Origin of the sequence: Mangrovibacillus cuniculi, assembly GCF_015482585.1 — a bacterium.
Classification (GTDB): Bacteria; Bacillota; Bacilli; order Bacillales; family R1DC41; genus Mangrovibacillus; species Mangrovibacillus cuniculi.
In genome coordinates, this window is sequence record NZ_CP049742.1 from 712,248 (window position 1) to 738,406 (window position 26,159).

21 protein-coding genes and 3 riboswitches are annotated in these 26,159 nt (G+C 36.2%); of the genes, 13 read left to right on the forward strand and 8 right to left on the reverse strand.

The genetic code is table 11. The annotated features are described in order from the left end of the window. Window positions 1-95: 95 nt before the first annotated feature. The 3 genes from G8O30_RS03665 to G8O30_RS03675 all read right to left on the reverse strand — a co-directional run bounded on the left by G8O30_RS03665 (window position 96) and on the right by G8O30_RS03675 (window position 3,086). Window positions 96-1,316 carry a NupC/NupG family nucleoside CNT transporter gene (locus G8O30_RS03665; protein WP_239673637.1) on the reverse strand — a complete coding sequence of 407 codons (1,221 nt, stop codon included), beginning with the start codon at window positions 1,314-1,316 and terminating at the stop codon, window positions 96-98. A gap of 346 nt (window positions 1,317-1,662) precedes the next feature. Further along, on the reverse strand, window positions 1,663-2,304 hold the full coding sequence (locus G8O30_RS03670) for a class F sortase (RefSeq protein ID WP_239673638.1): 642 nt from the start codon (window positions 2,302-2,304) through the stop codon (window positions 1,663-1,665). Then, window positions 2,304-3,086 (reverse strand): DUF4397 domain-containing protein, encoded by a 783-nt coding sequence (locus G8O30_RS03675; protein ID WP_239673639.1) that lies wholly within the window; start codon window positions 3,084-3,086, stop codon window positions 2,304-2,306. Before G8O30_RS03675 ends, G8O30_RS03670 begins: the two co-directional genes overlap by 1 nt. 271 nt (window positions 3,087-3,357) lie before the next feature. Here G8O30_RS03675 and G8O30_RS03680 point away from each other — a divergent pair, with 271 nt between their 5' ends. The 7 genes from G8O30_RS03680 (at window position 3,358) to G8O30_RS03710 (ending at window position 13,785) form a co-directional block, all read left to right on the forward strand. Further along, window positions 3,358-4,938 (forward strand): peptide chain release factor 3, encoded by a 1,581-nt coding sequence (locus G8O30_RS03680; protein ID WP_239673640.1) that lies wholly within the window; start codon window positions 3,358-3,360, stop codon window positions 4,936-4,938. 260 nt (window positions 4,939-5,198) lie between these two features. Further along, a complete protein-coding gene (locus G8O30_RS03685) occupies window positions 5,199-6,587 on the forward strand; it encodes a Na+/H+ antiporter NhaC family protein (protein WP_239673641.1) in 1,389 nt (462 codons plus the stop codon). A gap of 232 nt (window positions 6,588-6,819) precedes the next feature. After that, complete coding sequence (locus tag G8O30_RS03690) at window positions 6,820-9,882, forward strand: efflux RND transporter permease subunit (protein ID WP_239673642.1); 3,063 nt, start codon at window positions 6,820-6,822, stop codon at window positions 9,880-9,882. Window positions 9,883-10,148: 266 nt separating this feature from the next. After that, window positions 10,149-10,628, forward strand: coding sequence for a hypothetical protein (locus tag G8O30_RS03695; RefSeq protein WP_239673643.1), 480 nt, complete (start codon window positions 10,149-10,151; stop codon window positions 10,626-10,628). 30 nt (window positions 10,629-10,658) lie between these two features. Continuing rightward, window positions 10,659-10,754: riboswitch (yybP-ykoY riboswitch) on the forward strand. Between the two features lie 199 nt (window positions 10,755-10,953). Then, complete coding sequence (locus tag G8O30_RS03700) at window positions 10,954-11,715, forward strand: TerC family protein (RefSeq protein WP_239673644.1); 762 nt, start codon at window positions 10,954-10,956, stop codon at window positions 11,713-11,715. Between the two features lie 312 nt (window positions 11,716-12,027). Further along, entirely contained in the window at window positions 12,028-12,738 is a 711-nt protein-coding gene (gene sigI, locus G8O30_RS03705; protein WP_239674483.1) for an RNA polymerase sigma-I factor, read from the forward strand. Then, window positions 12,739-13,785 carry an anti-sigma-I factor RsgI family protein gene (locus G8O30_RS03710; protein ID WP_239673645.1) on the forward strand — a complete coding sequence of 349 codons (1,047 nt, stop codon included), beginning with the start codon at window positions 12,739-12,741 and terminating at the stop codon, window positions 13,783-13,785. 69 nt (window positions 13,786-13,854) lie between these two features. Here the strand turns inward: G8O30_RS03710 and G8O30_RS03715 are convergent, their stop codons facing one another. Next, window positions 13,855-14,052, reverse strand: a complete 198-nt coding sequence (locus G8O30_RS03715; protein WP_239673646.1) for an alpha/beta-type small acid-soluble spore protein — start codon at window positions 14,050-14,052, stop codon at window positions 13,855-13,857. A 231-nt stretch (window positions 14,053-14,283) separates the two neighbouring features. On the opposite strand from G8O30_RS03715, the gene G8O30_RS03720 reads away from it, so the two are divergent. The 3 genes from G8O30_RS03720 to G8O30_RS03730 all read left to right on the forward strand — a co-directional run bounded on the left by G8O30_RS03720 (window position 14,284) and on the right by G8O30_RS03730 (window position 16,012). Further along, a complete protein-coding gene (locus G8O30_RS03720; RefSeq protein WP_239673647.1) occupies window positions 14,284-15,633 on the forward strand; it encodes a TrkH family potassium uptake protein in 1,350 nt (449 codons plus the stop codon). A 72-nt stretch (window positions 15,634-15,705) separates the two neighbouring features. Beyond that, the gene (locus G8O30_RS03725) at window positions 15,706-15,876 is read left to right on the forward strand and encodes a hypothetical protein (RefSeq protein WP_239673648.1); all 171 of its coding nucleotides are present in this window, start codon (window positions 15,706-15,708) and stop codon (window positions 15,874-15,876) included. Next, window positions 15,866-16,012, forward strand: coding sequence for a hypothetical protein (locus G8O30_RS03730; RefSeq protein ID WP_239673649.1), 147 nt, complete (start codon window positions 15,866-15,868; stop codon window positions 16,010-16,012). The genes G8O30_RS03725 and G8O30_RS03730 overlap by 11 nt, the downstream gene beginning before the upstream one ends. Window positions 16,013-16,317: 305 nt before the next feature. Here the strand turns inward: G8O30_RS03730 and G8O30_RS03735 are convergent, their stop codons facing one another. Continuing rightward, window positions 16,318-18,054 (reverse strand): B12-binding domain-containing radical SAM protein, encoded by a 1,737-nt coding sequence (locus G8O30_RS03735; protein WP_239673650.1) that lies wholly within the window; start codon window positions 18,052-18,054, stop codon window positions 16,318-16,320. Between the two features lie 291 nt (window positions 18,055-18,345). Here G8O30_RS03735 and G8O30_RS03740 point away from each other — a divergent pair, with 291 nt between their 5' ends. Next, complete coding sequence (locus G8O30_RS03740) at window positions 18,346-20,499, forward strand: PAS domain-containing sensor histidine kinase (protein ID WP_239673651.1); 2,154 nt, start codon at window positions 18,346-18,348, stop codon at window positions 20,497-20,499. A gap of 10 nt (window positions 20,500-20,509) precedes the next feature. Then, complete coding sequence (locus G8O30_RS03745; protein ID WP_239673652.1) at window positions 20,510-21,010, forward strand: methylated-DNA--[protein]-cysteine S-methyltransferase; 501 nt, start codon at window positions 20,510-20,512, stop codon at window positions 21,008-21,010. 303 nt (window positions 21,011-21,313) lie between these two features. Here G8O30_RS03745 and mtnA read toward each other — a convergent pair whose 3' ends face one another. The 3 genes from mtnA to G8O30_RS03760 all read right to left on the reverse strand — a co-directional run bounded on the left by mtnA (window position 21,314) and on the right by G8O30_RS03760 (window position 24,645). Continuing rightward, window positions 21,314-22,369 (reverse strand): S-methyl-5-thioribose-1-phosphate isomerase, encoded by a 1,056-nt coding sequence (gene mtnA, locus G8O30_RS03750; protein ID WP_239673653.1) that lies wholly within the window; start codon window positions 22,367-22,369, stop codon window positions 21,314-21,316. Beyond that, window positions 22,366-23,556 (reverse strand): S-methyl-5-thioribose kinase, encoded by a 1,191-nt coding sequence (mtnK, locus tag G8O30_RS03755; RefSeq protein ID WP_239673654.1) that lies wholly within the window; start codon window positions 23,554-23,556, stop codon window positions 22,366-22,368. Before mtnK ends, mtnA begins: the two co-directional genes overlap by 4 nt. 82 nt (window positions 23,557-23,638) lie before the next feature. Next, a riboswitch (SAM riboswitch) is annotated at window positions 23,639-23,798 on the reverse strand. A gap of 73 nt (window positions 23,799-23,871) precedes the next feature. Then, complete coding sequence (locus G8O30_RS03760) at window positions 23,872-24,645, reverse strand: carbon-nitrogen family hydrolase (protein ID WP_239673655.1); 774 nt, start codon at window positions 24,643-24,645, stop codon at window positions 23,872-23,874. A 125-nt stretch (window positions 24,646-24,770) separates the two neighbouring features. Here G8O30_RS03760 and G8O30_RS03765 point away from each other — a divergent pair, with 125 nt between their 5' ends. After that, window positions 24,771-25,943 (forward strand): pyridoxal phosphate-dependent aminotransferase, encoded by a 1,173-nt coding sequence (locus G8O30_RS03765; RefSeq protein ID WP_239673656.1) that lies wholly within the window; start codon window positions 24,771-24,773, stop codon window positions 25,941-25,943. Window positions 25,944-26,006: 63 nt separating this feature from the next. After that, window positions 26,007-26,108: riboswitch (SAM riboswitch) on the forward strand. The last annotated feature ends 51 nt before the right edge of the window (window positions 26,109-26,159 follow it).

Here is a 26,159-nt window from a genome sequence, read left to right on the forward strand (position 1 = left end):
AAAAATACAAGGGTGTCTTTAATAGAAGACATCCTTAATTCATGGTAGTGAATCAAAAAAAGCCCTTGAAGAATGACTCTTCAAGGGACTTTTTATTATCCAATAAACATTCCTGCGATTGCCGCACTTAGTAAAGAAGCAAGTGCACCGGCAATAACTGCACGTACACCCATACGAGCGATGTCTTTACGACGACTTGGAGCAAGTTCTCCTAATCCTCCTAGTAGGATTGCAAGAGAAGATAGGTTTGCGAATCCACACAATGCGAAGCTGATTATTGCTACAGTCTTAGCTGATAATTCTCCAATTTGCGGAGCAAATGCAGAGTAAGCAACGAATTCATTGATAACAATTTTTTGACCAATAAAGTTACCAGCTTGTACAGCTTCTGACCAAGGTACACCAATAGCAAAAGCTAATGGAGCAAATACATAACCAAGGATTAATTCAAGTGATAGGTTTTCAAAGCCGAACCAACCACCAATTCCACCTAAAATACCATTTAAAAGTGCTACGATTGCAATAAATGCAAGTAACATTGCTCCGATATTAAGAGCTAATTGAAGACCAACACTTGCACCGCGAGCAGCAGCGTCGATAACGTTCGTCGATTCAGAATCAACTTCCATTTCAAATTCTGCTGGTTCTGGTTCAGTAGATGTTTCAGGAACAAATAATTTTGCCATAATTAGTCCAGCAGGTGCAGCCATGAATGATGCAGCAAGCAGGTACTCAAGAGGAACACCTAGTAAAGAGTATCCAATTAACACGGAACCAGCAACTGATGCAAGTCCCCCTGTCATTACAGCGAAAAGTTCTGATTGAGTCATCTTTGGTAAATAAGGACGCACGACAAGAGGAGCTTCCGTTTGTCCAACAAAAATGTTCGCAGCAGCTGACATAGATTCTGCTTTACGAGTACCTAATAGGAACGATAATCCGCCACCTAAGAATTTAATGATGACTTGCATAACTTTTAAATAATAAAGGACAGAGATTAATGCAGAGAAGAAAATTACCGTTGGAAGAACATTAAAAGCAAAAACGAATGCAATTCCGGATTGCTCTGAGTAAAGTCCACCGAATAGGAAGTTTACACCTTCATTGGCGTAACCAATAACATTATTTACGTACTCAGTGAATTTCTTTAAACCGCTAAATCCGCGTTCCCAACCTAAGATTAGAAAAGCAAATATTAACTGTAATGCTAAACCACCAAACACTGTACGAAGGCTGATTTTTGACTTTGCTGATGAAAATAAGAATCCAATTCCTAAAATAACAGCAATACCAGCTAATCCCCAAAGAATATTCATATGATGTCCACCTTTCTTTTCTATGACTAGACGTCTGATGTCTAAAGATTACTATGAAAGCGCCTAAATAACAAGACATATTTCGACATTTTATTTAATTATGTTTCATCAAGATTACAATTTAACTTTTTTGGAAACGGTTTCCGTAAAATTAGTATGTCTAATTGAAAGCGGTTTATGTAGTAGACTAGGTAAATTTACGTTTTAGATAGTTGTAAATAATGGATATTGTTAGGGGAGAAGATGCTTATTTAATGATAAAAGATATCACGTAGGAATTTTAAGTAGTTTTTAACTCACTTTCCAAAAAAAGGGTTGCAAAAACCTATGTTTTAGCAACCTTACGTTATCCTTCAATTAAAGTTGTATAGACAACTAATCTCTCTTCATGCTCTTGGATGGAGCGATCATAAATACCTGTACAAGTAAGTAAATTTAATCTTGGAGTTTGGGATGGACCGAATATTTGAGCAATTGGAGCTTCATTTCGGTCATAAGCAACCAATTTTTCTACTTCAAACGTTTTTTTGTTATCATTTACATCGTATACTTCTACAATATCTCCTGGTTTTAAATTCTTTAAATAGAAAAAGACTGCTGGACCAGTATAATCATCTACATGGGCTGCTAAGATAGAATTTCCCTTTTCCCCTGGTTTTTTACCAGGTTCAAACCATCCAACTTCTTCACCGTTATCTGGAACGGTCATTTCTGCATTTTCGTTTAATCCATGTTCTGTTATAGGTGCATCAATATCCAAAGAAGGTATGACAATACGTGCTGGTTCAATTCCTTCATATATAGGCATATCTTGTTCAGTAGAATTTTTATCTTGTTCGTTACTTTTATCTATTGTACTATTAACAGGTTGTGCCTGTTGTTTCGTTGCAGGTGGTGGTGTAGTGGTAGTGTCTTCTGTTGAAAAATCTCCTGCTGAGCAGCCACTCAGCAGGAGAATAGCAAAAGCTATAGAAATGTGTTTACGCATTATTGTGCAGACTTTTTGCGGAAAGCGAAGAATGCCACTACACCAAGGCCTGCAATTGCAGCTGCGATTGGAGCTGCATTAGAAGTTGATTGAGAAGCTCCACCCATACCTGTTTTCGGCATTTCAGAAGGCATTACAGAACCATCTTCAAGTACTAAAACTTCAAGATTTTCAGCAGTATTTACTGCAAATACGGAGTAAACAGTGTTTTCAGCAAGAGTAGTGCCAGATAAGTCTAACACTTGAGTACCGTCTGGAGTACGGATTTCAAGGTCATACGTACCAGGATCTAATTCTTGATAATCTGTCACTGCTTTGAATGCAGCTCCAGCAAACAATGCATCTCCACCTACAAGGCCAACGTCAACTGTTGGAGCGTCAGGAGATAAGTGACCAACACGTACTTTCGTTTTACCTTCTGTTACATTCATGGAATCTTCAGCAACTACTAATTCAATGTTTTCAAGAGTATTAGCTGCTGCTACTGTGTATGCTTTACCAGCTTCTACTGTTAAAGTTTGAGAAATTACTGGATTTTCAGTAGTACCAGCTGCGAAGATTTCTACTTCATGATCACCAGCAGGAACTGAAAGATAATCCGTTGCTGCTTTAAATGCAGCATTCTCAACAGTAAGTTCACCATTTACATAAATATCAACTGCAGGTGCATCAGGTGATGCGTGAACAATACGTACCATCGCATCATCATTTGCAAAGGCACCTGTTGCCATTACAGCAAGCATCATTACCGCTGTAAAAATAGAAGCAACGACTTTCTTCATAATAATCCACTCCTCGAATTGTTTTTTCACAAACATATGTATTTGGTTTGTGTAATATATGTATAACATTTGCACACGTTTTGTTTCAACTGAAAGTGTGGCTGGAATGTGCTAATGAGATACAAAACATATGTTTACCAATAATTAGAAAAGTATGTACTGAAACGAATAAAGATATTTTGTTAGTAGAATTGGTAAAGTTAGAGTAGATTGCGGGAAGGTAATGGAAAATGTACAATAAGTATGCAGAGACAAGAAAGTAGGGAAAAGTATGTCCACATTAAAAAAAGAAGTACAATCACGTAAGACATTTGCTATCATCTCTCACCCAGATGCAGGAAAAACAACTTTAACGGAACAGTTACTGTTATTTGGAGGAGCAATTAGAGCAGCGGGAACTGTTAAAGGGAAGAAATCTGGTAAGTTTGCAACTTCTGACTGGATGGAAATTGAAAAGCAACGTGGGATATCTGTTACGTCCTCCGTTATGCAGTTTGATTATGATGGATATCGTGTAAATATATTAGATACCCCTGGTCACCAAGACTTTTCAGAAGATACGTACCGTACATTAATGGCTGTAGATAGTGCAGTAATGATCATTGATGCAGCAAAAGGTATTGAAGCACAGACATTAAAGCTATTTAAAGTTTGTAAAATGCGAGGCATACCTATCTTCACTTTTATGAATAAATTAGATCGTCAAGGTAAAGCTCCACTAGAATTATTAGCTGAATTAGAAGAAGTGATGGGGATTGAAACATATCCAATGAACTGGCCTATCGGAATGGGAAAAGAATTCTTAGGAATTTATGATCGTCATCATAAACGAATTGAGCAATTTAGAGTGGAAGAAGATCAACGCTTTATTCCTTTAAATCAAGATGGGGAAATTGAAGGAGATCATTCATTAAAGCAGTCAGGCTTATATGATCAAACGTTAGAAGAAATTGAATTACTAAACGAAGCAGGGAATGATTTCTCTAGTGAAAGAATTGCAGCGGGAGATTTGACACCAGTATTCTTCGGAAGTGCACTAACAAACTTTGGTGTGCAAACATTTTTAGAAACATACTTAAAGTATGCTCCTTCCCCTCAACCAAGAAAAACGACAACAGGAGAAATAGATCCAGAAAATGAAGAGTTCTCTGGTTTTGTCTTCAAAATTCAGGCAAACATGAACCCTGCTCACCGTGATCGAATTGCTTTTGTTCGTGTGTGCTCTGGTAAGTTCGAACGCGGAATGAGTGTTACTTTATCAAGAACGGGTAAATCCATGAAGCTTTCGCAATCTACATCTTTCCTTGCAGAAGAAAGAGCAACAGTGGAAGAAGCAGTAAGTGGTGATATTGTAGGGTTGTATGACACGGGAACGTATCAGATTGGAGACACCATAGTAGGTGGGAAAGATAAAATCCAATATGAGCGTCTTCCACAATTCACACCTGAGTTGTTTATGAAAGTAACGGCAAAGAATGTAATGAAACAAAAGTCATTCCATAAAGGTGTTCAACAACTTGTGCAAGAAGGAGCTATTCAGTTATTCAAAACATACCGAACAGAAGACTACATTTTAGGAGCTGTTGGTCAACTTCAGTTTGAAGTATTTGAGCACCGTATGAAAAATGAGTACAATGCTGAAGTATTAATGGAGCCGATGGGTAATAAAGTGGCACGTTGGGTAGAGGACCAAACAATTGATGATCGCTACTCTAGTTCTCGAAGCATGTTAGTAAAAGATCGTTATGACCAATTGGTGTTCTTATACGAAAATGAATTTGCACTTAGATGGTTCCAAGATAAAAACCCAGATATTAAACTGAGTAACCCAATGGATTTATCGGAAGCATAAAAGAAGAAGAGCTGCTATTTTAACTGAAAGAAATTCAGTTATTTAGTAGCTTTTTTTGTTACATGAACAGTAACAAAAAAAGCGTTAACCACGTAATGTTATTCGTATTCAGCTGAGTTTCTTCATTACAGGATCAATTTTAGTTGCGTTCTTGCCTAAATAGGAAACTTTCATTGACAACGAGTCAATTCTAGCTTACTATTACTTTATACTTTAACACTAAAAAGCGTTTAAGCGTTTATGTAGAGAGGAGAACGAAGATGGTAAACACCCCCGTTCTTTCTGCCAAATTTTCATTAATCGTAACAGTGCTTATGCTTTCTGTTTTTTCGATTGCATTGATTAAATTGGAAATGGTACCTCATATACCAGTCTTGTTTAATTTAGCGTTGTTATTTGTGATAGGACTTTGGAAGAAAATGAACCAAAAACAATTAATGGAAGGAATCACTAAAGGAGTGTCCATGGTTGTTTCAGCAATTATTTTATTTATCTTAATAGGTATTACTGTAGCTTCATGGATGGCAGTAGGGACTATCCCATTTTTACTTGGCCAAGTTTTAGAATGGGTATCTCCACAATTTTTCTTTGTGTCTGTATTACTCATTACTTCGGTTGTAGGTGTTCTTTTAGGAAGCTCACTTACTACAGTAGCAACCATGGGAGTTATATTTGTTAGTATCGCAGAAGTATTAGGATTATCTTTACCTATTACAGTAGGTGCAATTGTATCTGGCGCTTTTTTTGGAGATAAGATGTCACCGTTATCGGATACTACTTCTCTAGCATCCTCAACGGTAGGTGTAGATTTATTTGAGCATATTAAAAGTATGATGGTTACGACGGTCCCAGCATTTTTTGTAAGTGTTATATTATTCTTGCTGATACCAATCAATAGTTCAGAGGTATCAGGAAACAATTCAATAGTTGAAGTATCGTCAGTCATAAAAAGCATGTCTCTAAATCCAATTATCGTACTACTTCCCTTAGTAGTTTTATTGATTTGCACGGTTACAAAACAATCTGGAATTATCTCGCTATTCTTAAGCAGTCTAACGGCAATCGTTACATTAATTCTACAGTCAAAAGGAAACATGATTGGTGGTTTAATCATGGATGGATATGTAAGTACTACTGGTCAAGAAGTTGTTGATTCTTTATTAACACGTGGTGGTATAAATAGCATGATGTTTACCATTTCATTGGTCATTTTAGTGGCCGGTTTAGCAGGTTTGAGTATTTCACTCGGAATAATAAAGCAGTTATCAGATTGGGTAATGCGTAGTGTAAGGAAGAGATCATCCGTTGTTAGATCTAGTTTAGCTACTTCTTTTGGATTGAACTTTATAGTAGGAGAGCAATATCTTTCTATTTTATTAACTGGACAGGCGTATCAACAATCCTTTGAAGAAAAATCAATTGATAAACGGGTATTAGCGAGAGTAATGGAAGATGGAGGAACAGTAATTAATCCCTTAGTTCCGTGGAGTGTTTGTGGAATTTTTATTTCAAATATGTTAGGGGTCCCTACGTTGGCTTACGTTCCTTTTAGTTTCTTCTGTATAGCTTGTTTACTTATAAGTTTCTTCCTTGCAGATTACAGATTTTTGCGTTCTAGAAGTCATACAAGTTCCACACAAACAATGTAAAAAATGATGCAGTACCAATCGTGGTACTGCATCATTTTTTATTGATTTGTGTACAGTAATAACTCACCTTCCACCTGTTAATGTAGTCAAAGAGTAGAGAATGTTTTATAAATAATTGGGATAAAAGAACATTTTCAAGCAGGAGTGTGCTAATAATAGTGGTTAAATTTGCATGTACTTTATAAAAAATCTAATATAAACATAATGTATTAAACAACAGGAGGAGCAATTAGTGAACATAAGTACTTTTTCAGTAAAAAGGCCGGTATTTACATTTGTAACGATGTTATTAGTAATTATTCTAGGAGGAGTCTCCCTCACAAACATCCCCTTAAAACTTATTCCAGATATTAATCCACCAGTGGGAGTAATAGTGACTAATTATCCTGGTGCAAGTCCAGAGGAAGTTTCAGAGAAAGTAACAAAGCCATTGGAAGAGAGTTTAAGTACATTACCTGGTATTCAAAACATCCGTTCTACATCGCAAGAAGGTTCTAATTTTATTTTAATGGAGTTCTCTTGGACAACAAGTATTGATGATGTACAAGACGAAATTACACAAAGAATTAATCAAACGCCAATTCCAGACGGATCTAACTTACCACGATTTTTAAAATTTGATCCTTCACAATTTCCTGTTATTCAATTGTCCCTCTCCACAAGTTCAGAGGATAAATCTATTAATCAAATTGCAGAGACGCTTGAATTAGAATTAACGCGTGTTCCTGGGGTTGCGAGTGTTAACTTATCCGGAACGGTAGAAGAGGAAATAGTCATTGAATTAGATCAAGAAGCATTAGAAGATAATGGTTTAGGGCAACAAGACATCACCAATGTTCTTCAAGCGAGTAATATTTCACAACCTGGAGACACCGTATTAACGGAGGATAAACAGTTAACCACTCGGGTTGTATCCTTATTAACTTCAGTAGAAGATGTAAGGAAGCTTGTGGTAGGACAATCACCACAAACAGGTGAAGATGTTCTCATAGATGATGTTGCTCAAGTAAACAAGAAAGAAAGAGATATTAGCTCTATTACAAGGGCAAATGAAAAAGACTCTGTATTAATTAGTGTTCTTCAACAATCAGATGCCAATACAGCCAATGTTTCTAGAGAGTTTCAAACTAAGCTTAATGAATTATTAGATAGAGAAGAGTATCAGGATGTGCAGGCGGACATTCTATTTGATCAAGGAGATTATATTACTCAATCTATTAGTAATATAGCTACTTCTCTTGTTCTGGGTGGCATATTTGCTATGCTAGTGTTGTTTTTCTTCCTAAGAAATGTAAGAAGTCCTTTAATAATTGGAGTGGCTATACCTTACTCCGTTATTGTTACGTTTGTTCTGATGTATTTTTCAGATTTTGCATTAAATATTATGACACTTGGCGCTTTAGCTTTAGGGATAGGTATGCTAGTAGATAATGCGATCGTCGTTATAGAAAATATTTATCGTCATTTACAGATGGGGAAAGATTCAAAGACTGCCGCCATTGATGGTGCAAAAGAGATCGGAACTGCGATAACTGCTTCCACATTAACTACTGTGGCAGTTTTTGTACCTGTATTATTTGTAAGTGGTTTAATCGGTGAACTTTTTACAGAGTTTGCATTAACAATATCCTTTAGCTTACTAGCATCACTTGTTGTTGCTTTGACCGTGATTCCGATGTTAGCTGCAAAGTTCTTGAAAAAAGTTCCTGGTAATCAAGAAGCTAGAAGACGCAGATCCAAGGCATTAAGGTTTCTCGAAAATTCTATTCGTTGGACTCTACATCACCGTATGATGGTTACTATACTTACCTTAGCACTACTGGGAGGAAGTATTTTTGCATTAAGTAAAGTCGGTACAGAGTTTTTACCTGCAACAGATGAAGGATTCTTTACTGTTAGGGTAGATTTAGAAGCTGGTACAAATCTTCAAGAAACTGACCGAGTAGTGAAATCTATTGAAAAGGTTTTAGAGAACCAAGAGGAAATAGATGTTTATGTCAGTCTAATTGGATCAACTCAGGAGAATTCAGCAAGAGGATCTGTTTCAACAAACATTGCGGAGATTTCGGTCAAATTAGCACCTTTAGCGGAGAGAGAGAAATCTGTATTTGAAGTTGTGGATGAACTTCAAAGTAAAATCAAACGTGAGGCTAAAAAAGAGAATGAGAGTGCGGAGGTTTCAGTTAATTTGCAAACTGCTGCCGGTTCATCTCCACAAACACTTACATTTGATGTTCGTGATACAAGTAAAGAACGATTAGATAGTTCCATTGAAAAATTAGAAAAAGAATTAGCTGATGTTGATGGGGTAACAGAATTTTCTACTGATAGATCTAACACAATAGATGAAATAAGCATTGAAATAAATACTGAAAAGGCAAGAGAAGTGGGGCTTTTACCTGCACAGCTAGCGCAAGTAGTAAATGATGCAACAAGAGGAGCGCTAACAACACAAATTCAAGAAACAAATGGAGAAGTTTATAATGTCTATGTTCAATATGACCGAGACGTAACTTCGACAATGGAAGGACTAGAAAATTTAAGTATTAAAACACCAACAAACTCCTTTATCAAGCTTAATGAACTCGCAACTATTGAAGTTGCAGAAGGACCCGTAGAACTTAGAAGAATTAATCGTGAGGAAGCGGTGCAATTTGAGTTACGATATTCACCGTCTTTAAGTTTAAGTGAAATATCTTCTAGAGTTGATGCAGCGATTGAAAAGGCTGCTTTACCGAGCGAGTCAACCATTGCTTTCGGTGGCGATCGAGAGCTCCTAGAGAATTCTATTAACGATATGATCCTAGCGGTAGTTTTAGCAATAATATTGGTATACATTGTTATGGCTGCTCAATTTGAATCATTTAAATATCCATTTGTTATTATGTTTACAGTCCCACTGATGATAATAGGTGTTTCTTTAGGGTTGTATGTAACATCTACTCCGATAAGTATTACAGCCATCATTGGTGTCATCGTTTTAGCAGGAATTGTTGTTAATAATGCGATAGTTATTGTTGATTATATTAATCAGCTAAAAGATAGAGGAGAATCCAGTCTAGATGCAATTGTTACGGCTGTAAAAGATAGAGCTAGACCTATATTTATGACTGCATTAACAACCATACTTGGCTTACTACCACTTTCTTTAGGAATAGGAGAAGGGACAGAGCTAAATCAACCAATGGCCATCACCGTTATAGGTGGACTTATTAGCTCTACCTTACTAACGTTATATATTATTCCAATGGTGTATAGTTGGTTTGACCCACAAACAAGAAGGATGAAAAACTAATAAGAGAAGTCTCGGCCATACTGGTTCGAGGCTTTCTTTATATTTTCCATGAACAAAAGAGTACTCATATAAAAATTTGTAAAAATAAGCATTAATCCATACATAGCTTATCTGAGAATCGGTCATGATAGTAGTAAGAAGAAGTGGGAGGATTTGTATATGGAAGTAAAAGCTATGTTTCAGCCTTATCCTCATCGTGTGCATGTAAGCGCAATTCCCGGTAGCTCAATAGGTGCACGATTAAAATCGTTTATATCTGGTGATGAATGAGAGAACTAACAAAGCTTGAAGCTGTTCTTTGGAGTATTGCGTTACCGGGGTTTGCGCAATTATTAGCACGTTCATATATTAAAGGATTGTTATTTGTCATTTTAGAATTCCTTATAAATGTACAAAGTGATTTTAACTTAGCGATCATGCATAGCTTTCTTGGGGAAACTCGACTTGCGATGGAAACAATTAATGTACAGTGGTTAATGTTTTATCCATGTTTGTATATGTTTGCAATGTGGGATGCATATAAAATAGCATTAAAAAAAGAAGAGCCATATATTTATTTGCCTTTTGCGTTTAGTGCATATTTAGTTACCATTGGTTTAATGTATTCCCCTAAACTAACTATCTTTGGCTTCTATTTAGGACCGATTTTTTCTGGGATTTTATTTGTATTACCAGGTGTGTTAATTGGACAATTAATCAGAACTATTCTCTTGAAAAGAAATAAACTTGATTATGAAGAAAGCTAGGTATATAATAAACCTAATTTCATATCTTTGACAGCTGTCAAAGGGGAGTAGCGTTAGGGAAACCTAAAATAACATCGTCATGACATGAGTGCATTCTCATCGGTGTTATTGACATATTTTATGTTTAGCGAGACCTTTGCCTTCATAGGCAGAGGTCTCTTTATTTGTTACGTGACCGGTAACAACTCATCGTTGACCGCGTGATGTGGTGAGTACTTAGATGGTCATCCTTTTTTTGTGAGAATTTATTCCGTTAACTAAGAGAATACATAAATCCTTAACGCTACGAGAAAAATATTACTAACAGGAATTTGGAGGTTTATTTATGGAAGCACAAATACTTTTAGAATATGGATGGGTGTTACTTGTCTTGATAGCCCTAGAAGGTATTCTAGCAGCAGACAATGCTGTAGTTATGGCTGTTATGGTAAAGCATTTACCGAAAGAACAGCAAAAGAAAGCTCTATTCTATGGATTATTAGGGGCATTTGTCTTTAGGATTGCGGCACTTTTCCTTATCACATATCTTGTAAACATTTGGCAAGTTCAGGCCATTGGAGCTGCTTACCTTCTTTATATTGCCATATCCCATCTCATAAAGAAGAAAAAAGGCGAAGAAGAAACAGCTCATATGCCAGAGAAAAAACAATCAGGATTCTGGATGACCGTTTTAAAAGTAGAAATTGCCGATATCGCTTTTGCTATAGACTCGATGTTAGCTGCTGTAGCGCTTGCCGTAACTTTACCTGAAATTGGAGGTAACTTAGTAGGTGACATCAATACGGGGCAGTTCACCGTAATGTTGCTTGGAGGAATTATTGGGTTAATTATTATGCGTTTTGCAGCAACATGGTTTGTAAAGGTTCTACAAAAGTATCCTCAATTAGAAACAGCTGCTTTCTTAATTGTTGGTTGGGTAGGAGTTAAGTTAGTATTTTATACATTAGCACATGATAAAGTGCACATTTTGCCGCACGACTTTGTGCACGGTACAATCTTTAAACTGATTTTCTGGACAGTACTTCTTGGAATTGCAGTAGGTGGCTATTTAACATCAAGAAAACAAAACCAATCGGAAGCTAGCTAAAGGAAAGAGGATGGGACAAAACAAAAAAAGGTACATTTTTAAACAAATGTACCTTTTTTTGCGTTGTATTTGAATTTATATTACTGCAGAATTAGTGGTTTTACAGAATAAATGCCTATGCAGTTACTTTTGGTTTATGTTCCAGCTTCTTTTTCCTTTTTACCCCTATAAAACTAAAAGGTAAATCGTATCTATAGTAGACGTCCATTAAACTACGTAGGGGTTAGTTACATGTATAGTAAAGAAGTCCGTACTACTTCCCTCATTTTTCATGATATAATCATTTGCGAATGAGGTGAGAGAGTGTTAAGAATGTTTCCATTCAAGAAAAAAGAAACATTAGAAGAAAAAGTATTGTTAATTCAGCAAGGAAATGAACAAGTATTACAGGAAGTGTTAACAGAGTATCAACCATTCATTAAGAAATCTATATCTTCTGTTTGTAAAAGATATATTACCGATTCAGATGATGAATACAGTATTGGAATGATCGCGTTTCACGAAGCGCTACAATTATTCGATGAAACAAAGGGTCAGTCTCTATTAGCGTTTGCAGATACCATTATAAAAAGAAAAGTAATAGACTATATCAGAAAACAGGTGAAAGAACAACACATACATTTAGATGTTTCATCCGACACAAGCACTAGGCAATTAGATGACATTAAATCATCTCAACAATATTTTGTTGACCAAGAGAGTGTATCGAGAAAAGAACAGATACTTATCTATGCCAAAAAGCTTGAAGAATTTGATATCTCTTTCGCTGAATTAGTGAAGATTTCACCCAAACATCAAGATGCTAGAAATAACGCTATTGCTATTGCCAAATTAATCGCTAAAGATGAAGAACTTTGGCAATATTGTACAGAAAAAAAACGATTACCTTTAAAGAAATTAGAAGAAAAAGTTAGGGTATCTAGAAAGACTATGGAAAGAAATAGGAAGTATATAATTGCAATAACGATCATTTTTGTGTATCAGTATACGTTCCTCATGGAGTATATAAAGGGGCGAGGTTAAATGAGTAAAGGTATTGTTGTAGAAATTCATTCTAATCATGTTGTGTTGCTACTACCTACCGGAGAATTTGTTAATGGCGAAAGAAATGAAGAGTTTATCACTTTAGGTGACGAAATTGCTTACCTACCTATTAATATTAAAAAGAAAAAAAATCCATCCAGTATTATCAAATCATTTATGCCAGTTGGTGCATTTGTAGCAGCTGCAGCCATCATGCTTTTATTTTTCTTGCCAATGTTTAAGTCTGATGCTGCTACAATGGCTTATATATCATTAGATATTAATCCAAGTATAGAGCTAGAAGTAGATGAAAACGGGTATGTGAAATCACTTAAACCATACAATCAGGATGGCGAATTTATAATTGAACAGCTAGATTCAGATTTAGGAACTGTTCCAACTGTTTTATCGAGCATTATGGAAAAAAGTAAACAAGCAGGATTTATAAAAGAAGATAAAAGTATCATTATCTCTCCAGTTTATGTAAATGGAATTTCTACAACGTTAAAAGAATCGATTATGACCAACATTAATCGCTTAAAGCAAGGGAATATAGATATAAAAGTATTTGTAGGATCTGAAGAAGACAGAACAGTTGCACTAGAACAATCTAAAACCGTTGCGATGGTAAATAGGGAAGAGATATCTCAAAAAACAAAGACTGATCACAATGTATTAGAAGAAAAGAACTCTACACCAATTGCAAAAGAAGAGAAGGTGCCTGTTGAATTAGATCAAGCTGAGAAAAATGAAGAAAAGAATGTGAATACTTCTATTTCTGAAAATCCAGTACAAGAATTGAAAGAATACAAAAATGAACAAAAGAATGACAAAGATAATGAAATGAAGCAAAATAAAAATGATGAAAAAGGTAAAACAGAAAAGAAAGACTTACCAGAGCATGCAAGGAAAGGTTTAGAGAAGGCAGAGGAAAAAAGAAAAGGTCCACCTCATGAGAAATTTAAAGGAAAAAAAGATAAAGACGATGACGATGATGACGAAGATTACGATGATGATGACGATGAGGAAAAAAGTGACGACGATTAAAGGAAAAACCACTAAGTGAACGCTTAGTGGTTTTTACGTCTTTACGTAACATTAACCCATATCCAAAGCTTATTGTTGAGGAGATTTTAAGCTTTCTTGTGCTTGTTTTACTAAACGTTTTGTAATTTCTCCACCTACACTACCGTTTGAACGTGCAGCTGAATCTGGTGATAATTGTACGCCGAATTCTGTAGCAATCTCATATTTAATTTGATCCATGTACTGCTCTACACCAGGAACTAATAATTTATTTGAACTTCTAGTCATGATTTTTTTCCTCCATATAATATAAATTTTTGTTTGTTTCTACTACTAGTATGACAAGTAATCAGCAAGGAATACTGGTAACTTCTGAGTGATTTGGAAAGGTAGATTTTTCTCCTTTATTTGTAAAGAACTAAATATTTTAATGCTTTTATTTTTTGTTTAGTATAGAATGAGTCACATGTAAACAATATCAATATAAATAGCAATTGTTAGAAAGAAATGAGGTTCACGATGTTTGACAAATGGAAGCTGATTTTAAGAAAATTTACACCTACTCAAATAATTGTTTTATATTATGGGCTTGCTGTTACCGTGTCCACATTACTATTATCTTTGCCCATAGCTCATCTGCCAGGTGTTGATGTTAAGGCAGTTGATATTTTATTTACTGCAATGAGTGCGGTTAGTGTCACTGGCTTAACTACAATTTCGATTGTGGACACATTTAGTGTCACTGGCTATTTTTTTATTCTATTTATTCTTCAATTTGGCGGGATAGGGATTATGACACTTGGAACTTTCTTTTGGTTAATATTAGGAAAGAAAATCGGGTTGAAAGAACGTCAATTAATCATGAAAGATCAAAATCAAAGTACATTATCTGGCATGGTAGGGATGCTTAAGCAAATTTTAGTGTTAATAGTGGTTATTGAAGCTGCAGGTGCTATTATTCTTGGTCTTTGGTTTACACAATATTACGAGAGCGTATCTGAGGCATTCTTACATGGATTATTTGCATCCGTTTCTGCAACAACTAATGGAGGCTTAGATATTACTGGAGAATCACTAATCCCATATGCTAACGATTATTTCGTGCAATTTATCACTATTTTATTAATAATCTTAGGTGCCATTGGATTTCCAGTATTAATAGAAGTTAAAGAATACTTACAAAATAAAAAAGAATACTTTCGTTTCTCTTTGTTCGCTAAATTAACATCTATTACATTTGGCATTCTTTTACTAATAGGTACCATTGGGTTAATTGCGCTTGAAAGTGGATTTTATTTTCAAGGGAAGAAGTGGCATGAAATCTTCTTCTACGCATTCTTCCAGTCCACAACTACTAGAAGTGGCGGTTTAGTAACAATGGATTTATCTCAATTTCAAGAGCCTACCCTTTTGTTCATGGCAGCTATGATGTTTATAGGTGCATCTCCAAGCTCTGTTGGTGGTGGTATCCGTACAACTACATTTGCGCTTAATTGTTTATTTTTATATCACTTTGCACGAGGAAATAAAACGATAAAAATTTTAAAACGAGAAATTGTGCCTGAAGACTCTTTAAAAGCTCTAGCTGTTACCATGATTGCATTGTTTATTTTCTTTTCAGCTGTATTCATTTTGATTATTACAGAAGATTTTCCGCTAACTGCAATTATATTTGAAGTTGCTTCTGCTTTTGGTACTTGTGGTGCATCTGTTGGAATAACTCCTTTGTTATCCACTACAGGAAAATTCATCATCATGATTCTTATGTTTATTGGTAGAATTGGAATTCTAACATTCCTGTTCATTATTGGCGGGAAAGAAACAAGAGACCATTACCATTATCCAAAGGAAAGGGTTATCATTGGGTAACTTTTACAGAATAACTTGATTAATTAATTCGAATGATAAGCTTGTACCATAATTGAAGGGAGAATCTATCTTATGCCAAAGAGAAAAGCTGAACATAATGCAGTTGATAAGTATGCACATACACCAAAGAAAAACGTAGCACAGACAGATTATTCTGTTGAATTTGCTGCAGGTGAAAATGTGATGAAAGGCAAAAATAGAAACTCTAAACATGGTCAACAAGGTGCTACTCATGAAGAATAATAAAAATCAATCAACTAAACCTTCTACATCTGTAGAGTTTGGTTCAGAATTTGTGGATGTAAATGCTTCTAAATGGATGGAGTCGTTACAGTCACAAAACAAGCAAAAGAAAGAAAACAAAAAGAACGAGTGCTAAAAACGATTCTGTGAAAAATTAAATAAAGGTACATTCGTTTTGTGAATGTACCTTTTTGGCGTTACTCTTTGAATATTATTTTAGTCTTAATTATTGTGCAATTGATGTTTTTACAAAATTATTGTCCGGGATTGGAGCGGAAGGGGGCGACTCCTACGGGAAAGGTGGGTTACTGAGACCCCACAGGAGCGCGTACTGTAGCGACGAGGAGGCTCAGCAACCCGCCCCGTGGAAAGCGTCCCCCTGCAGCGGAAATCCCTGTGCAGTCACATTTGACTTGTGTTCCAGCCAATTTTATAAAATTTTTAACTAGTTGGCATTTTTCCGAGATAACTACCCGATAACAATGCATAGTCTGCATAACCTGTAGAAGGGTTGTATTGAGCATATAATACCTTTTCTACATTATTAAATGAAACTACTTCTAACAGCGTATGTTTAAATAATTCTCTTTCTGTAGTAGGTATTTCTATTTGATTAAGCTCACTTGGAACAGATGCAAGAATTTCTTTGTAGATCATAGAACGATCTTCTTTTGTTAATTTTGGATCCCACCATGGTTTTCTCGGTTTGAAACGATGTGTCGTGACATAATCCAAGATCATATAAGATTCAATTTCCTTCACCTGATTTGGAACCGTTTCTTGTAAGAAAGAATGTAAGCGTAAGAATAAGTCTTCTAGTTGGTGACCAATTCTTTCCCAACCTCTTTCTTCCCAATAAGCACCAAAGGATTGGAAGAAATCAAACGGTGTGTCAAATACATGATTAGTTAGGAAGGCGATTGTTCTGTCCATTCGATGCGCGTTCCAATATTTTTCAAGCACATCTTCAACTTGTTTAATTGCAATAATTTCATCAAAGGTAAGAACGTTATTTGATAACATCTCATAAGGAGCACGGTCCATATACGTATATCCATATTGTTCACTTCGGATTCGTAAGCCTGTCCCACGAAGTAGTTTTAAGAAACCTAGTTGAAGCTCCTCTGGTCCAAGTGCAAATACATCATTAAATGTTTTACGGAAAGAATCGTATGGTTCTTCAGGTAAGCCTGCAATTAAGTCTAAATGCTGATCAATTTTTCCACCATCTCGTACCATTGTTACTGTTCGAACTAGTTTATTCCAATTTTGTTTTCTCTCTACAAGCTCATTCGTATGATCATTCGTTGATTGCACACCAATCTCAAAGCGGAATAGTCCTTTAGGAGCATTTTCATTCAAGAAATTAATTACTTCAGGACGCATAATATCGGCAGTAATTTCAAACTGAAACACCGTTCCAGGAACATGTTCATCAATTAAAAATTGGAACATTTCCATCGCATACGAACGACTGATATTAAAAGTTCTATCAACAAATTTAATTGTCTTCGCACCATTTTTCATTAAATATCTGATGTCTTCTTTCACTTTTTCACGATCAAAGTAACGAACACCAACTTCTATAGAAGATAAGCAAAATTGACAACGGAAAGGACATCCTCGACTTGTTTCAATATACGTAACACGTTTGCTCAATGAAGCACGGTCTTCCTCGAACTGGAATGGGCTTGGTAACTCTCGTAAATCAATCTTATGGGTTTGTGCTTGAATAACCGCTTTGCCATCTTTATTACGGTAAGCGACACCAGGAATATCAGCAAATGTCTCTTCTTTGTCTATTCGCTTTAGCATCTCTTTAAAGGTCCATTCCCCTTCACCAAGAACAATAGCATCTACATTTTCTAGTCGATCTAACCAGTAGGGCACATCGTAAGACACCTCTGGTCCACCAAGGATAACCTTCACGTTAGGAAGGACTTTTTTTATCATATTAATGACTTCAATCGTCTCTTCAATATTCCAAATATAGCAAGAGAATCCTAATACATCTGGTTTCCTTTTATATAAATCAGAAACGATGTTCATTATTGGATCTTTTATGGTGAATTCAGCTAATTCAGCAGAGTACTCTGGTTCAGCATATGATTTTAAGTACCTGATTGCAATATTTGTATGGATGTATTTAGCATTCAATGTACTAAGTACAATTTTCATTACTCATTTCTCCTTTTATGCGCTAACAAGTAGGTTCTTTTCATCATTTCCACAAGTTAAAAATGCCATGTTAGATAAAAAAATAGCTTAGGTAGTGCTATTTTTCTACATCTTTTTTATTTTACCTAAATAAATGCTGCGTTTCAATGAATGTAAATAATAGGTATGACGAATGATGACTAAAAAAATAAGAAAGTAATAAAAAAATTGAAGGAATTTGTCCATAGAGTGCGAATAATAGTTAGTTAGAGAGAAAATGTGCGAGAGTGTTACGTGGAGAGGGGTATTATCGTGAGGGATGAGGTTAATACACTGGACATGGATGAAAATTTACGTGTTGATATGACAGTTTCCGTGATAAGAGATGTACTGAACTCTGTACAAAAACCAACAATTCTTATCAATCGAAGTGGAAATATCTTAATGTATAACGAAGCTTTTACCCAATTCTATAACGAAGAAGAGTATATGTTGAAAGAAACATTTCTATTTCAACCACTTTTCCAAGAACATGATTGGGAACTATATTCTTATCACTTAGAGACAAGTGGGAGTTGGCAAGGGACAATTACTTTACCCATTAGGCAGACAGCAGTTCGACATCATCCAGCAGGAATTAAAAAGCTGACTAATACAACATATTACACGGTGACTATTAGAACTTCTGAATGGTTATTGGAAGAAAAAGGTCACATGGAGCAGTCTGTTTTAAGCCAGCTTTTTTCTCAGGCAGCTGATCACATGTTAATCATTGACAAAACAGGGGAAGTGTTAGAAGCAAATGAGTCTTTTTTAAATAAGATTCAAGTTTCTGTTGAACAATTACGAAAAAAAGGAATAAGAAGCTTCATTCCAGCCCCGTTTCATTATAAGTTGGATAAAGCGAAAAATCTATTGGCTAGAAACTCCAATGTCCGAGGCGAAATACCAGTTTTATACCCCTCTGGCATTCGTTTAATTGATTTTACTATTAGTCAAAATATTGTAAAGGGTAAATTGGTTGTTATCCTTCGAGACATTACAGATCGAAAGTTAGTAGAACAAAAATTAAAAGCTAGTGAATTGTTCTTTAAGGATTTATTCGATGAAGCTTTAGATGCCATTTTATTTTGGGATCCTAACGGACAAATTATTCGAGCAAACAAATCTGCTTTAAGAATGTTTGAATGTTCAATGGATGAAATTTTACAAAGGAATGTAACTGAATTTGTGTATAAAAAAGATGAGCGCTTCGATAATATTTTGAGGACATTTAGAGGAAATGGTGCAGTTCGCGATGAATTACTATTTCTAATGCCGAATGGTGAGTTGAAACAATTGGAGTTTACTTCCAAGACACACCCAATCGAAGGATTCAATATGACCATTTTCCGAAATATCTCCGAGCGTTCAAAAATGGAACAAGCATTGAGAAGAAGTGAGGAGAAGTTTCGTAATATTTTTGAAGGAACATTTGAAGGAATGGTCTTAATAGATCATAATCTATCTATTATTCAATGTAATACTGTTGCAAGTATGACGTTAAATAAGGATATGGAGCAGTTAATTAAAACCCCAGTAAGGAACTTAATTCCTAAAGATGCTGTATACGTAAGTGGAGATGAAGAACACTTTTCTAACATGCTTATAGAAGGGTATGCTAATACTGTTTACTTATTTGAAGATAAAGGACAACAAAGATTTATTGAGTTATCTACCAAAAAAGATATAATGCAAGAAGCACACTTAACTGTAATACGTGACGTTACAGAAAAAATGGATATGTTGGAGCAGCTAAGAAAGTCGGATACGTTAAATGTAGTAGGAGAACTGGCTGCGGGAATTGCGCATGAAATAAGAAATCCGATGACCGCATTAAAAGGGTTCATTCAGTTGTTAGAGAAAAGTATGGCGGGACAACATCAGATGTACTTTCAAGTAATTTCTACTGAGTTACAGAGAATTGAAACTATTATTACAGAGTTTCTTATTTTAGCAAAACCACAGGCAGTTAAATTTGATAGAGTAAATATTAATGATCGTGTCAAAGAAACGTTTGATCTAATGAATGCACAAGCTCTAATGCACAATGTTACAATGCATTGTGACTTACATGCGGACCCACTGTTCATCCAGGGTGAGTCTAATCAACTAAAACAAGTATTAATTAATTTTGTTAAAAATGCGATTGAAGCGATGCCTTCTGGAGGTTCCTTACGTTTACGTACGTTAGTAGAACATAATGAGATATGTATTGAAATTAAAGATGAAGGTGTAGGTATTCCGGAAGACAAGATAAAGAAATTAGGTGAACCATTTTATACAACTAAGGAACGGGGAACGGGACTTGGTTTAATGGTTACACTGAATATTATTAAAGAGCACGATGGTCGGATGGAAGTGGAGAGTAGTGTAGGCAAAGGGACTATCTTTAAGGTTTTCTTCAAACGTTCTAAACACGTTTAAGGAGGATTTCATGAAATTATTTACGCTGTATCATTCGCCTATAGGGATCTTAGCAGTAGAGCAAGAAGACAATATTGTCATTGCTCTTCATTTAGAAGGTTCTGAGTTTGTTCAGACGACAACTGATAGTGTCCGAAATGACCAGGACCCCTTATTAAAGGAAGTAGTTGCTCAATTAGAAGAGTATTTTAGGGGAGAACGAATCATCTTTAATTTTCCTTTTGAATCAGAGGGAACGGAATTTCAGTCAGATGTTTGGGGAATTTTAGAGCAAATTCCGTATGGTGAAACAAGAAGTTATTTAGAAGTAGCAACTGCCATTCAAAAGCCAAAAGCTGTTCGTGCTGTTGGACAAGCAAACAGAAGAAATCCTTTACCAATCATTGTTCCATGTCACCGAGTTGTCGGGAAAAATAATTCCTTAACAGGCTATGCAGGTAATCAAGTGGATAAGAAGGAGTACTTGTTGAACCTAGAGAGAAAAGTATTAGCTAAGTATAAATTGGTATAAAACGGAAAATAGAGGCTGGGACAAAACCCAAAAGTGACTGCACTGGGATTTCCGCTGCAGGGGGACGCTTTCCACGGGGCGGGTTGCTGAGCCTCCTCGTCGCGTAAGATCGCGCTCCTGTGGGGTCTCAGTAACCCACCTTTCCCGTAGGAGTCGCCCCCTTCCACTTCAATCCCAAACATTTATTCTGTAAAGGCACGAAACCTGCAGTTTTATAAACTAAGATACAACGCAAAAAGGTACATTCATTTCTAAATAATGAATGTACCTTTTAACTTATGTCCGGCTCTTTTGATTTGAATATTACTTAAGCAACGAAAAGAATTCTTCCAATGTCTCTTCAGAAGGGGTATAGATAATGCCATGCTCCGTAATAATGCCTGTAATTAATTCGCTTGGCGTTACATCAAATGCCGGGTTATATACATTCACATTTGACGGTGCAACAGGTGTGTTATTAATCGTTCTAATTTCATCAGCAGAACGTTCCTCTATCACTATATCTTCACCCTTTAGCGTGTTTCGGTCAAAAGTAGACAAAGGAGAGGCCACATAAAAAGGAATTCCAAAAGCTTTTGCGCATAACGCCAGTGTGTATGTCCCAATTTTATTGGCCACATCTCCGTTATTTGCAATCCGGTCAGCTCCTACAATTACTGCCCCAATTTCTTTTTCTCGCATAACATGACCAGCCATGCTATCTGTAATTAACGTCACGTCCACACCAGATTGCATTAATTCCCATGTGGTTAGCCGACCACCTTGGAAAACTGGTCGTGTTTCACAAGCGTAGACAGAGAAGAATTCTCCTCTTTCTGCAGCTAAGTGAAATGGAGCTAAGGCAGTCCCGTATTTAGCTGTAGCAATAGAACCTGCATTACAAATAGTCAAAACGGGTTTGTCTTTCGGCAAGACTTTTAGTGCCTCTTCACCTATTCGATGGCAGACACTCTCATCTTCCACATAAAGGCGAATAGCTTCATGAATTAGTAATGTTTTTAACTCCTCGACAGAAGCAGCCTGCTGAATTTGCTTTTCTATTCTATCAAGTACCCAAAATAGATTTACCGCAGTAGGACGAGTTTTAGCTAACAATTCCTTTGCCTCTACTAGCGTTTCTTTTGCTTCGGTTATATCATCAGTTTGAATAGAGAGAGCCGCTAAGCTCATGCCAAATCCAGCTGCTAAACCTATTGCTGGAGCTCCTCTAACTTTTAAAGAGGTGATGGCTTCAGCAACTTGTTCAACTGTTTTTAAATTCTCATATTGTACGATACCGGGTAACAATTGTTGGTTTAATAGATACAATGTGTCCTCTTCCCATTTTAAAGAAAGGGGAACACTTACTTTTGTTGTCATACTGTAGAAACCTCCTGATGAATTAAAGAGAGTAACTCTTGAATGGAAGTAATAGATTTTCTCTCTAAAATTAATCGTTGACCAATTTTTAATGAAACTAATTTAGCATGTATACGTTGATTTTGATTTTTAATTGAGTCTAAATCTGCTACATGTGCTAAGCCAATTGTTCGTCTAATTGCTTCACAACCTGCAAAACCCAATGCATCTTCCCAATGTTTTGTTAGTGTGAAGGGTAAGTAACCTTCCACTTTCGTGTAAGGATCTTCTGTACCTTTATTCCAAAGATCAGTAAATGATTGGTAATACGTTTCCCACACTTCTTGTAGGGTTTGTAATCTATCAATTTTCTCAGGGTGATGAAGATAAGCAAACAGAAGGTTAGCAAATACTTGACCGATATCAAATCCAATAGGTCCGTAGAAGGCAAATTCAGGGTCAATTACTATGGTCCTATTTTCATTCACGAATACACTTCCTGTGTGAAGGTCTCCGTGAAGAAGGGCTTCCGTTTCTGTGAGAAACTGCTTTTTAAGTTTCGCCACTTCTAATTTTAGTAGATCATTTGCCCAAATACTCTCTACTTGCTCTTTTAATTCAACTTCAAAATTATTTGTTTCAGAGTCAAAGAAAGGATCGGTAAAGACAAGATCTTCTGTAATTTTACAAAGCTCAGGATTGGAGAATCGCTTCACTTGTTTTTTCTTTTCAAAAGGGTGAAGAGCATAGTCAGACGTATGATATAGTGTCTCGGCTAAAAAAGTCCCAATATCTTTCCCTACTTTAGGATATGTATTCCCATTTAATAGACCGGTACGTAAAATCGTTAGATTTGATAAATCCTCTAAAACAGTAATAGCTAATTGTTTGTCTATGTGAAACACTTTTGGAACAAGTGTTGGAACAAAAGTAGCTTGCCACTGAAGGGCACTAGCTTCAATGTAGGCTCTTTCTAATGTAAGTGGCCATGATTCGCCCACCACTTTGGCATATGGTAGAGCTTGCTTTAAAATTATTCCAGTTCCACCCGTAGTAGGGGTAATGTGGAACACTAAGTTTAAGTTTCCGTCACCAATTTCTTTACAAGTATAATCTTGATTGGCCTCTAATAAATTCTTTTCTAAAGCATATTGAATGGCATCTATTTCCGTAAGAGCTTGGTAATGATTAGTTATTTGAATTGTCATGGGTACTCCTCCAATTTTTCTGTTAGGAGACACAAAAAAGCCTCCTTCGCATTTGAAAGAGGCTTGAAGACATGCTTCTCACCTCTTATCTGCCAGACGATACATTTCCCGTCTGTTGGAATTAGCACCGTGCCTTACGAGTAATGAGTTACTCGGCGTAAAAACGCCCCGTTTCACAACGGTATTATGGTCGGTTGCTGGGCTTCAAAGGGCCAAATCCCTCAGCCTACTCTTGATAAGAGAATTATTTTACTATTCGGTTGTTTCAAATTAGTTGTAATATTATCAACAGTTTTCTTTGGTGTCAATCCTAATTTAATAAATATCTTCTCGACGATCTTCAAAGATTGGGATCATGGACCTAACTTCTTGAACTTGTTTACTGTCAATAGTCCCGTAGATTATTTCTTCTTTCTCAGTCCCTTCCGAAACGATAGTGCCCCAAGGATCAATAATTAAAGAATGCCCTGCAAACACATTTTGTGGATCAGACCCTGCTCGATTACAAGCCACAACGAAACATTGATTTTCGATAGCTCTTGCAATAAGTAAGGTTCTCCAATGATCCAAGCGCTTCAGTGGCCATTCCGCTACAATGAAAAGAATTTCGGCACCGTTACGTACAGCTTTTCTACTCCACTCAGGGAAGCGAATGTCATAGCAAATTAGTGTTGCTGCTTTTGTTTGATTAATAGTGAATAGAGATTCTTTGTGTCCATCTTTCAAATAGAGATGTTCGTCCATCAATCGAAACAGATGAGCTTTATCGTAAGTATGGATAATTCCATCTGTAGGGCTAGCTACCGCTAGATGATTTGTATACACATCATTCACTTTCTTCACAGTAGATCCTCCAACAAGAGTAATGGTATACGTGGTCGCCCATTCTTGAAGAACCTCGTAATACCATTTCGCGTGTTCATCTGCTATTTCGTCTAACCTCGTTAAGTCATATGCAGTTGTCCATAACTCAGGAAGTACTACTATCTCTGTGTCTTTATCCAATGATTGTAGTTTTAGTTCTATATTTTCTTTGTTTATTTTTGGTTCGCCAAATGTAAGATCAGCTTGAATCAATGCAATTTTCATAAAATCCGTCCTTTACTAAAAAATATCTCGACTTTTGGTTTGTTATCGTTATATCATGTTGAACTAGAATTTAGCGAGTAAAAATTCAAATAAATTATTTTTAGATAAAAAGGTGGAACTTGGACATGACAACTTTTCCTCATGCGGAGAGATTACGTACGTTACCTACACAATTTTTTGCATCCCTAGTCAAGCAAGTGAATGAACTAGCAGCACAAGGTCATGATTTAATTAATTTAGGACAAGGAAATCCAGATCTTCCTACACCTACTCATATTGTGGATTCCTTAAAAAAAGCATCCGAAAATCCAATTAATCATAAATATCCACCATTTCGTGGAATAAAAGAGTTTAAAAAAGCGTGTGCTACGTTTTATGAACGAGAGTATGGAGTTAAAGTTGACTCAGAAAAAGAGATAGCTATTTTATTTGGAGGAAAAGCTGGCCTTGTTGAACTACCACTTTGTTTAACCGAACCAGGGGACGGTATATTGGTACCAGATCCAGGGTATCCGGATTACTGGTCTGGTGTGTCTTTAGCAAATGCTGAAATGATCCCTATGCCATTGATAGAGGAAAATAATTTTCTCCCTAACTATGATTCTATTTCTGTAAGTGACCTAGAGAGAAGTAAATTATTATTTATCAATTATCCAAATAACCCAACTGGAGCGACGGCGACTAAAGAGTTTTTTGACGAAACAGTTGCATTGGCAAAAAAACATAAGATTGCTGTCATTCATGATTTTGCCTATGGTGCGATTGGTTTTGAAGGGAAGAAGCCTAAAAGTTTTCTTTCTGTAGATGGTGCAAAAGAAGTTGGAGTAGAAGTTTATACTTTATCCAAAACATACAATATGGCTGGATGGAGAGTTGGCTTTATGATTGGCAACCCATCCATCATTGAAGCTGTCGAACTTTTACAGGACCATTTATACGTAAGCTTATTTGGAGCTGTTCAGGAAGCGGCAATAACCGCATTACTAGAAGACCAATCGTGTGTAACGGAATTAGTAGATACGTATGAAAGCAGACGAAACGTTCTAGTTGGTGGGCTAAATGAAATAGGGTGGGAAGTAGAAGCTCCAGCAGGTTCTTTCTTTGCTTGGTTGAAGGTTCCTGACAATTTTACCTCAGTAGAATTTTCTCAAAAATTGTTGCGTGAAGCACATGTTGTTGTAGCTCCAGGAATAGGTTTTGGAGAATATGGTGAAGGGTATGTTCGGGTTGGATTACTTGCTAACGAGGACAGGTTAAGGGAAGCAGTGGAAAGAATTAAAAGGTTAGATATATTCTGAAAAAATAATTGACAGAATCTTCGTTGTTTGTAATAATGCAACCAACAATAAAAATTTATAGAAATCTTATCAAGAGTAGGTGGAGGGACTAGCCCAATGAAGCCCGGCAACCGACCGTTTTTACGGCACGGTGCTAATTCTTGCAGCAACGCTGGGAGATAAGAGAAAGAAACCTTCTCTATCTTTGCGATGAGAAGGTTTTTTTGTTACGTGACA

What these genes read in the sequence shown, in the direction of transcription:
- G8O30_RS03710 (WP_239673645.1), top strand. Translation starts at nt 12,739, where the DNA reads ATGAGTAAAGGTATTGTTGTAGAAATTCATTCTAATCATGTTGTGTTG.
- sigI (WP_239674483.1), top strand. Translation starts at nt 12,028, where the DNA reads ATGTTTCCATTCAAGAAAAAAGAAACATTAGAAGAAAAAGTATTGTTA.
- G8O30_RS03675 (WP_239673639.1), bottom strand. Translation starts at nt 3,086, where the DNA reads ATGAAGAAAGTCGTTGCTTCTATTTTTACAGCGGTAATGATGCTTGCT.
- G8O30_RS03735 (WP_239673650.1), bottom strand. Translation starts at nt 18,054, where the DNA reads ATGAAAATTGTACTTAGTACATTGAATGCTAAATACATCCATACAAAT.
- G8O30_RS03720 (WP_239673647.1), top strand. Translation starts at nt 14,284, where the DNA reads ATGTTTGACAAATGGAAGCTGATTTTAAGAAAATTTACACCTACTCAA.
- mtnK (WP_239673654.1), bottom strand. Translation starts at nt 23,556, where the DNA reads ATGACAATTCAAATAACTAATCATTACCAAGCTCTTACGGAAATAGAT.
- G8O30_RS03665 (WP_239673637.1), bottom strand. Translation starts at nt 1,316, where the DNA reads ATGAATATTCTTTGGGGATTAGCTGGTATTGCTGTTATTTTAGGAATT.
- G8O30_RS03685 (WP_239673641.1), top strand. Translation starts at nt 5,199, where the DNA reads ATGGTAAACACCCCCGTTCTTTCTGCCAAATTTTCATTAATCGTAACA.
- G8O30_RS03765 (WP_239673656.1), top strand. Translation starts at nt 24,771, where the DNA reads ATGACAACTTTTCCTCATGCGGAGAGATTACGTACGTTACCTACACAA.
- G8O30_RS03695 (WP_239673643.1), top strand. Translation starts at nt 10,149, where the DNA reads ATGAGAGAACTAACAAAGCTTGAAGCTGTTCTTTGGAGTATTGCGTTA.
- G8O30_RS03730 (WP_239673649.1), top strand. Translation starts at nt 15,866, where the DNA reads ATGAAGAATAATAAAAATCAATCAACTAAACCTTCTACATCTGTAGAG.
- G8O30_RS03680 (WP_239673640.1), top strand. Translation starts at nt 3,358, where the DNA reads ATGTCCACATTAAAAAAAGAAGTACAATCACGTAAGACATTTGCTATC.
- mtnA (WP_239673653.1), bottom strand. Translation starts at nt 22,369, where the DNA reads ATGACAACAAAAGTAAGTGTTCCCCTTTCTTTAAAATGGGAAGAGGAC.
- G8O30_RS03725 (WP_239673648.1), top strand. Translation starts at nt 15,706, where the DNA reads ATGCCAAAGAGAAAAGCTGAACATAATGCAGTTGATAAGTATGCACAT.
- G8O30_RS03760 (WP_239673655.1), bottom strand. Translation starts at nt 24,645, where the DNA reads ATGAAAATTGCATTGATTCAAGCTGATCTTACATTTGGCGAACCAAAA.
- G8O30_RS03670 (WP_239673638.1), bottom strand. Translation starts at nt 2,304, where the DNA reads ATGCGTAAACACATTTCTATAGCTTTTGCTATTCTCCTGCTGAGTGGC.
- G8O30_RS03745 (WP_239673652.1), top strand. Translation starts at nt 20,510, where the DNA reads ATGAAATTATTTACGCTGTATCATTCGCCTATAGGGATCTTAGCAGTA.
- G8O30_RS03700 (WP_239673644.1), top strand. Translation starts at nt 10,954, where the DNA reads ATGGAAGCACAAATACTTTTAGAATATGGATGGGTGTTACTTGTCTTG.
- G8O30_RS03715 (WP_239673646.1), bottom strand. Translation starts at nt 14,052, where the DNA reads ATGACTAGAAGTTCAAATAAATTATTAGTTCCTGGTGTAGAGCAGTAC.